The 8,062-nt window shown below is 74.9% G+C and carries 7 protein-coding genes; 4 read left to right on the top strand and 3 right to left on the bottom strand.

The window, feature by feature from the left end; genetic code table 11:
* The first annotated feature begins 631 nt into the window (after nt 1-631).
* Both IDM29_RS12815 and IDM29_RS12810 read left to right on the top strand, forming a co-directional pair.
* Nucleotides 632-1,315, top strand: a complete 684-nt coding sequence (locus IDM29_RS12815) for a DUF2993 domain-containing protein (protein ID WP_182112652.1) — start codon at nt 632-634, stop codon at nt 1,313-1,315.
* 63 nt (nt 1,316-1,378) lie between these two features.
* Nucleotides 1,379-2,149, top strand: coding sequence for a purine-nucleoside phosphorylase (locus tag IDM29_RS12810; protein ID WP_182112653.1), 771 nt, complete (start codon nt 1,379-1,381; stop codon nt 2,147-2,149).
* Between the two features lie 22 nt (nt 2,150-2,171).
* On the opposite strand, the gene IDM29_RS12805 is transcribed toward IDM29_RS12810, so the two are convergent.
* Nucleotides 2,172-2,360 carry an antitoxin gene (locus tag IDM29_RS12805; RefSeq protein WP_182112654.1) on the bottom strand — a complete coding sequence of 63 codons (189 nt, stop codon included), beginning with the start codon at nt 2,358-2,360 and terminating at the stop codon, nt 2,172-2,174.
* Between the two features lie 203 nt (nt 2,361-2,563).
* Between IDM29_RS12805 and IDM29_RS12800 the strand changes: the two genes are divergently transcribed.
* A complete protein-coding gene (locus tag IDM29_RS12800) occupies nt 2,564-4,879 on the top strand; it encodes a glycoside hydrolase family 3 N-terminal domain-containing protein (RefSeq protein WP_182112655.1) in 2,316 nt (771 codons plus the stop codon).
* A 78-nt stretch (nt 4,880-4,957) separates the two neighbouring features.
* On the opposite strand, the gene IDM29_RS12795 is transcribed toward IDM29_RS12800, so the two are convergent.
* Nucleotides 4,958-6,448, bottom strand: a complete 1,491-nt coding sequence (locus IDM29_RS12795) for an SPFH domain-containing protein (protein WP_370525782.1) — start codon at nt 6,446-6,448, stop codon at nt 4,958-4,960.
* Between the two features lie 24 nt (nt 6,449-6,472).
* Nucleotides 6,473-6,952, bottom strand: a complete 480-nt coding sequence (locus tag IDM29_RS12790) for an NfeD family protein (RefSeq protein ID WP_182112656.1) — start codon at nt 6,950-6,952, stop codon at nt 6,473-6,475.
* Nucleotides 6,953-7,143: 191 nt separating this feature from the next.
* Between IDM29_RS12790 and IDM29_RS12785 the strand changes: the two genes are divergently transcribed.
* A complete protein-coding gene (locus tag IDM29_RS12785) occupies nt 7,144-8,046 on the top strand; it encodes an SDR family NAD(P)-dependent oxidoreductase (RefSeq protein WP_188037593.1) in 903 nt (300 codons plus the stop codon).
* Nucleotides 8,047-8,062 lie beyond the last annotated feature (16 nt).

The raw sequence follows: 8,062 nt of genomic DNA, 5'->3' as shown, positions 1-8,062 counted from the left end.
CCCGCCTGCCCCTGCCGCCCCCACCTGACCCGCCCGCCGCCCGCCTGACCCGCCCGCCGCCCGCCTGACCCGCCCGCCCCCCGCCTGACCCGGCCGCCGCCCGCCTGACCCGACTGTCCCGCGTCGCCCTCGCCTCACCGGCCGGTTTTGGCACCGATCCGGGTGTGCCGACGCCCAGATCCGTTCCAAAACCGGGATCGAGGGCGGGGGCGGCGCTCAGCTGTGCGCGGGTCGGCCGGCGTCGGCGGGCTTCCTGACCGCGTCGGCGTCGCTGCCCCCCTCAGGCGCAGGTTTTGGCACCGATCTGGGTGTGCCGACGCCCAGATCCGTTCCAAAACCGGGCTCGAGGGGCGGCGGGCGGCGGTCAGCTGTGCGCGGGCGGCGTCGGCGGGCTTCCTGGCCGCGCGTCGGCGTCGCTGTCCCCCTCAGGCGCCGGTTTTGGCACCGATCCGGGTGCGCCGACGCCCAGATCCGTTCCAAAACCGGGATCGAGGGCGGCCGGGGGCGGCGAGGTGACGGCGGGGTGACGGCGGGACGGGGGACGGCGGTCGGGGGACGGCGGGTCGGGCGGGGCGGCGCGCTGGGCGGGTCGGGCGGGCGGTGGGGCGTGCGAGCGCCTACCGTCGCGGGCGTGGGAGTCAGGGGAGTGGTCGCAACCGTCGTCGTCCTCGGTGTGCTGGCGGGTGGTGCCTACGTCGCCGACGGCGTCGTCCGGGACCGCACGGAGGCGGACCTCGCCGAAGGGCTGCGCGCCCAGGTGCCCGGGCTCGACGAGACGCCCGACGTGACGATCGGGGGCTTCCCCTTCCTCACCCAGGCGCTCGCCGGCGAGCTCGACGACGTGCGCATCACCGCGTCGAGCGTGACGCTCGAGGGCCTGCCGCTGCACGACGTCGTCGTCCTCCTGCGGGACGTCTCCACGGACCAGCCGACGACGGCGGCGGAGGCGACGATGACGGCGTCGGCCCGCCTCGACGACCTCACGTCCCTGCTCTCCGTCGACGCCGACCTCGCCGTCGAGGGGCAGCACCTCGTCGCGTCGACGACGGTCCTCGGCATGCCGGTCGCCATCACGATCGCGCCGCGCGCCGCCGGGCGCGCGATCGAGGCCGACGTCGTCTCCTTCAGCCTCGGCGGCGTCCAGGTCGACGCCGACGACCTCCCGGCGCGCCTCGTCGAGCAGGTGCAGGGGCTCTCGGTCCCCGTCGACGGGCTGCCGGAGGGGATGGAGCTCACGGGACTGGCGCTCACCCCGGACGGGGTCGACCTCGAGGCGAGCGGCACCGACGTCGTGCTCGAGGTACCGACCGGGTGACAGCAACCACTCCGGGACCCGCGAGCGGTGAGCGCGTCGCACGGCAGCGTTAGGGTCGCAGACATGGCGACGCCGCACATCACCGCCGAGCCCGGTGACCTTGCCCCCGACGTGCTCATGCCTGGCGACCCCCGGCGCGCCACGCGCATCGCCGAGACGGTCCTCACCGACGCCCGTCTCGTCACCGACGTGCGCGGGATCGTCGGCTACACCGGGACCTACGACGGCCGGCCGGTGTCCGTCATGGCGTCCGGCATGGGGATGCCGTCGATCACCATCTACGCGACCGAGCTGTTCCGGTACTACGGCGCGCAGCGCATCATCCGGATCGGCACGGCCGGCGGCATGGCGCCGCACCTCGAGGTGGGCGACGTCGTCATCGCGAGCGCGGCCCACACCGACTCGGCGATGACGGCCCATCGCGTGCCGGGCATCCACTACAGCCACGCGCCCAGCTTCGCGCTCACGGCGGCCGCCGCGCTCGCGGCCGGCGTCGGACCGGGCGCGCCCGCGCCGGAGCCCGCCCCCACGCCCAGCGGCCGACGGCGTCGTCGAACGCGCCAGAGCGTCCACGTCGGGGCGGTCTTCACCTCCGACGCCTTCTACGCCGAGCGGGCGGCGACGCAGGAGCTGCTCGTCAAGCACGGCACGCTCGCGGTCGAGATGGAGGCCGCGGGCCTCTACGCGGCAGCCGACGCGGAGGGCGGCCAGGCGCTGGCCATCTGCACCATCTCCGACCTGCTGTTCCGCGAGGCGTCGCTGTCCGCCGAGGACCGCGAGCTGCTCTTCGACCGCGCGGTCGAGCTCGGCCTGGCGGCCTTCGCGACCGCCTGACGCGCCGGGCCGCGCGCCCCGGTCAGGGCTTCTTCTTCTGCTGCTCCAGCACGTCCTTGGCCTTGTCGACGACCTGGTCGATCTTGGCGTCGGTCGGGGTGTCCGTGCGCGCCTTGAGGGCGCGCGCCGCCGAGTCGAGCGCCTGCTGCGCCTTGTCCTCGTTGCCGTCGAGCGCACGGCGCGCCTTGCCCACGATGTCCTCGAGTCCCACGGTGCCTCCTCGGCCGGTGTGCGGGGTCACCCCCATGCCTAGGGCCACCGGGCACGCGCGGCAACCGGGACGCCGCGCCGGGCCGGGCGGCCCGCGCGCCCGGTTCGGACGGCAGCGCCGTTGTCTGTCACCCTCGACCACGGACCACGGACCCCGGACCGGCCCCTGCGCCGGCCCCGCCCGACCGACAGCAAGGACGCCCGATGAGCACCGCGACGACGCGCGCCCCCTACCGCGACCCCTCCCTCCCGATCGCCGAGCGCGTGCGGGACCTCCTGGGCCGGATGACGCTCGAGGAGAAGGTCGGCCAGATGATGCAGCTCGACGCCCGCGACGGCGTCGACGACCACGTGCTGCGCACCCAGGTCGGCTCGATCCTGCACACCTCTCCCGAGCGGGTGCTGCGCGCCCACGAGCTCACCGCGCAGACGCGCCTCGGGATCCCGCTCCTGGTCGCCGAGGACTGCATCCACGGCCACTCGTTCTGGGTGGGCGCGACGATCTTCCCGACGCAGCTCGCGATGGCCGGCTCGTGGGACGCCGACCTCGCGGCGCGCGTCGCGCGGGCCACGGCGGTCGAGGCCGCCGCGACCGGCATCCACTGGACCTTCTCGCCCGTGCTCTGCATCGCGCGCGACCTGCGCTGGGGCCGCGTGGACGAGACCTTCGGCGAGGACCCGGTCCTCATCGGTGAGCTCGCCTCGGCGATGGTGCGCGGCTACCAGGGCGACGGACTCGGCGACCCGACCGCGGTCCTCGCGACCGCCAAGCACTTCGCCGGCTACTCCGAGACCCAGGGCGGGCGCGACGCGTCCGAGGCGGACATCTCGCGCCGCAAGCTGCGCTCGTGGTTCCTGCCGCCGTTCGAGCGCGTCGCGCGTGAGGGCTGCCGCACGTTCATGCTCGGCTACCAGACGACCGACGGCGTCCCGATCACGGTCAACGAGTGGCTCCTGGACGAGGTGCTGCGCGGCGAGTGGGGCTACACGGGCACGCTCGTCACCGACTGGGACAACGTCGGCCGGATGGTGTGGGAGCAGAAGGTCCAGCCGGACCACGCGCACGCCGCCGCCGCCGCGGTCCGCGCCGGCAACGACATGATCATGACGACGCCCGGGTTCTACGAGGGCGCGCTCGAGGCTGTCGCGACCGGCATGCTCGCGGAGTCCGACCTGGACGACGCCGTGACGCGCATCCTCACCCTCAAGTTCGAGCTCGGCCTCTTCGAGGACCCGCGCCGGCCGGACGTCGCGGTGCAGGAGCGGGTCATCGCCTCGCCGGAGCACACGCGCCTCAACCTGGAGGTCGCGCGCCGCTCGCTCGTGCTGCTCCGCAACGACGGCGTGCTGCCGCTCGCGGGCGGCTTCCGCGCCGACCTCGCCGCCGCCGGCACCCAGCTCGTGCGCGGTGCCGACGGCGACACGACCCCGCGCCGCGTCGCCGTCGTCGGGCCGCTCGCCGACGACGCGCAGACGCAGCTGGGCGACTGGGCCGGCTCGTCCGGCCAGGCCGACTGGCTGCCGGACGGCCACCCGCGGGAGATGATCACCACGGTGCTCGACGGCCTGCGCGGCGTCGTCCCGGAGGGCTGGACGGTGACGCACGCCCGCGGCGCCGACATCCTCACCCTCGAGCCCGACCCCGAGGGCGCGACCTTCCCGGACGGCCAGCCCCGCCCGCCCGTGGTGGTGCCGTGCGCCCCGGACGAGGTGCTCATCGCCGAGGCCGTGGCGGCCGCGCGCGACGCCGACTACGTCGTCGCCGTCGTCGGCGACCGGATCGAGCTGGTCGGCGAGGGACGCTCGACGGCGACGCTCGAGCTCGTGGGTGGCCAGATCGCGCTGCTCGACGCGCTCGCCGCGACGGGGACGCCCCTGGTCGTGGTCCTGCTCGCGTCCAAGCCGCTCGTCCTGCCGGACTCGGCGCTGTCCGCGGCCGCGCTCGTGTGGGCCGGCAACCCCGGCATGCGCGGCGGGCAGGCGATCGCGGAGCTGCTGCTCGGGCTCGTCGAGCCGTCGGGCCGCCTGCCGATCTCGTTCGCGCGGCACGTCGGGCAGCAGCCGACGTACTACAACCAGATCCGCGGCCAGCACGGCGACCGGTACGCCGACCTCACCCAGCGCCCGGCGTTCGCCTTCGGTGAGGGGCTGTCCTACACGGACGTCGCCTACGAGGACCTGCGCCTCGACCGCACGACGGCGACGGCCGCCGACGTCGTCCGGGCGAGCGTGACCCTGCGCAACACGGGCGCGCGCCCCGCGCGGGAGACGGTCCAGCTCTACGTGTCCGACGCCGTGACGTCGGTGTCGTGGGCGGACCAGGAGCTCAAGACGTTCGCCCAGGTGGACGTGCCGGCGGGCGGCCAGGTCGAGGTGACCCTCGAGCTGCCCGTCGCCGACTGCACGATCGTGGACGCCGCCGGACGTCGCGTGGTCGAGCCCGGCGAGATCGAGGTCCGGGTCGGACGCTCGTCGCGTGCGCAGGACCTGCTCGCCGCGCGGTTCGTGGTCACCGCCTGAGCGTCCCGGCCCGGACGACGGAGGGCGCTGACGGCCGGTGCCGTCAGCGCCCTCCGTCGCTGTCTGGGTCCGTCGCCGTCAGACCGGCGGCGGCGGGGGCGGCGTCGCGCGACGGAACGCCCCGTCGTCCGAGCTCCGGCCGCCCGCGATCGACGAGATCAGCTGCGACAGGTCGAGGCCCGTGAGCTGGCGGACGACCTCCTGGCCCTCGCCGAGCACCGACGCCACGTTCTTGGTGATCGCGGAGGCGCCGTCGGTCGAGATGACCGTCATCTGACCGATGTTGCCGATCGGCTCGGCGGCGGCACGGACGATCTCGGGCAGGCGCGAGATGACCTCCTGCGCGATGGCTGCGTCGCCGTACTTCTTGAGCGCCTCGGCCTTGGCGTCCGTGGCGGCGGCCTCGGCGCGACCCTCGGCCTCGATGGCCGCGGCGCGCGCCTCACCCTCGGCGCGGATGGCCGCGGCGAGAGCCAGCTGGCGGTCGCGCTCGGCCTCACCGGCGCGGCGGACGGACTCGGCGTTGGCCTCGGCGTCCTGGATCGCGGCGGTCTTGTTGGCCTGGGCGATCGTCGTGCGCTTGTAGGCGTCCGCCTCGGTGGCGGCGTTCGCGGCGTCGCGCTCGGCGGTGGCCTTCTGGACGGCGGCGTACGCGGCGGCCTCGGCCGGCTTGCGGACGTCGATGTCGAGCTGCTCCTCGGTCACGCGAGCCTGCTCGGCGAGCGCCTCGCGCTGCTGCGCGGCGACGATCTTGTCCTGCTCCGCACGCGCGAGCTGACCGGCGGCCTCGGCCTCGGCGTTGGCGCGGTCCGTCTGCGCCTTGATCGCGGCCTGCTTGAGGTCGAGCGCCTTCTGGCGCTCGGCGATCTGCTCTGCGGCCTCGATGACGGCGAACTCGGCCGCCCGGCGGGCCTCGGCCTCGGAGACCTCGGCGACCTGGCGGGCGCGCGCGTTCTCGGCACGACCGAGGTTCGCGAGGTAGTCGGAGCCCGGCGTGGAGATGTCGGAGATGTTGAGCAGGTCGACCTGCAGGCCCTGCTCGGCCAGGTCGATCTTCGTCGACTCGACCACGCGGTCCGAGAGGCCCTTGCGGTCGGAGATGATCTGCTCGATCGTCATGTCGCCGACGATGGAGCGCAGCGAGCCCTCGAGGGACTCCTTGATGATCTCGGTCAGCGTGCCCTGCTGGGACAGGAAGCGCTGGGCGGCGCGACGCACGCCCTCCTCGTCGCCGCGGACCTTGAAGTTGATCGACGCCTTGATGGCGATCTTGATGCGGTTCTTGTCGACGCCCTCGACCGTGATGCCGATCTGGCGCTGCTCGAGCGAGATCGGGAAGCCCTGCTGCAGGATCGGCCAGACGAACACACGACCGCCGACGACGACGCGCTGACCCGTCTCGCCGACGGCGGAGCGGCCGGCGCCCTTGCCGACGATGATGAGCGCCTCGTTCGGGGGGACGCGGCGGATGCGGCGCGCGATGAACGCGACGACGGCGACCACGACGAGGACGAGCGCCGCGACGCCGATCACCGTCACGATCTCTGCGGGTACTCCGATGCTGTTCACGTGTGCCTCTCGGGGTGGGGGATCTCAGTCCTGGATCGAGGCGCCGGGGCGGGCGACCTTGACGCGGCCCCCGGACTGCTCGACGACGACGATGCGGGTGCCCTCGGGGATCTCGACGTCGGCCCACGCGAGGCGGCGCTCGAGCTCGCGCGGGTCGTCGAGGCTGACCTCGCCGCTGCGGCCGGGTGCGACGGGCGACGTCACGACGCCCTGCACACCCGTGAGCGTGTACGGCAGCCCGTCCTCGGACGCCTTGAGGTGCCCGACCATGCGCTGGACGCCGACCACGGTCAGCACACCGAAGGCCGCCGAGGCGACGTACGCCCAGACGGTCGGCAGCCCGTTGGCGGTGACGATCGCGCCGATCGCGCCGAACCCGAGGGCGCCCGCGCCGAGGGATGTGCCCGACAGCGCGCCGTCGCCGATGTCGAAGACGTCCCCGAGCGGGAGGGCGATCAGCAGGAGCGCGAGGCCGATGCCGCCGATGACCATGAAGGTGACCATGTGGTCGTCGCCCCGTCCCCCGTTGTGCCGCCCGCGGCACGCGCCTGCCTGCCTCGTGTCAGGCGGAACCATAGCCGGACCTGGCCGCCGGGGGGAGCCGCCACCGTGGTGACGTCCGACCGGCGCTGCGTAGGGTGACGCGCACGAGCCGCGCGCCTGCCGGCCACGGGTGCCGACGAGGGGAGCACGTGGTGGTGCGAGGACCCGACGCCCCGGGCGGCCCGCGGATGCCTCGGGCCGTCCTCCTCGCGACCGGGATGGCCCGCACGGGCGCCCCGCCGGACCGTGTGCGCGAGCGGGTCGGGGGACGGACCGTGGTCGTCACGGGCGCCTCCCGTGGGATCGGCGCCGCCACGGCCGAGCGGCTCGCCGCCGTCGGTGCGCGCGTCGTACTGCTGGCGCGGGGCGCCGAGGCGCTCGACGACGTCGTCGGCGCCGTGCGCTCGCGGGGCGGCACGGCGCACGCGATCGCCGTCGACCTGCGTGACCCGCAGGCGGCCGCCGCGGCGGGCGAGCGCATCCTCGCCGAGCACGGCACCCCGGCCGTCGTCGTGTCGAACGCCGGGCACTCGATCCACCGCTTCCTGGCCGACTACGCCGACCGCTTCCACGACGTGACCAGGACAGCCGGCGTCAACTACCTCGGACCTGTCGCGCTGCTCCTTCGGCTGCTGCCGGCGATGACGGCCGCCCGTGCGGGCCACCTGGTCCTCGTCTCCACCACGAGCGTCTCGGTCCCGCTTCCCGGCTGGTCCGCCTACGGCGCGTCCAAGTCGGCGCTCGACGCGTGGGTGGCGTCGGTCGCCCCCGAGCTCGCCGTCGACGGCGTCGCGACGACGACGCTGCGCCTGCCGCTGGTCCACACGGCCATGAGCGCGGCGACGCCCGCCTACCGGCGGGTCCCCGGGCTGCTGCCCGACGACGTCGCCGCGCTCGTCACGCACTCGGTGGTGGCCAGACCCCGCGTGGTGGACCCGTGGTGGTCGCGCGCGGCCGGGCTCGCGGTGGACCTCGCGCCCGGCCCGGTGGACCGCCTCGCCACGGGGTACGTCCGGGCGGTGCGGGCGGCCCGCCGGCGCCGCGACGTGCCGTGAGACGCCGGGCGCGGGC

Source organism: Actinotalea sp. JY-7885 (assembly GCF_014525465.1).
Lineage (GTDB): Bacteria > Actinomycetota > Actinomycetes > Actinomycetales > Cellulomonadaceae > Actinotalea.
The sequence above is the reverse complement of the archived record's forward strand: the minus strand, read 5'-3'. Positions and strand labels throughout refer to the sequence as shown.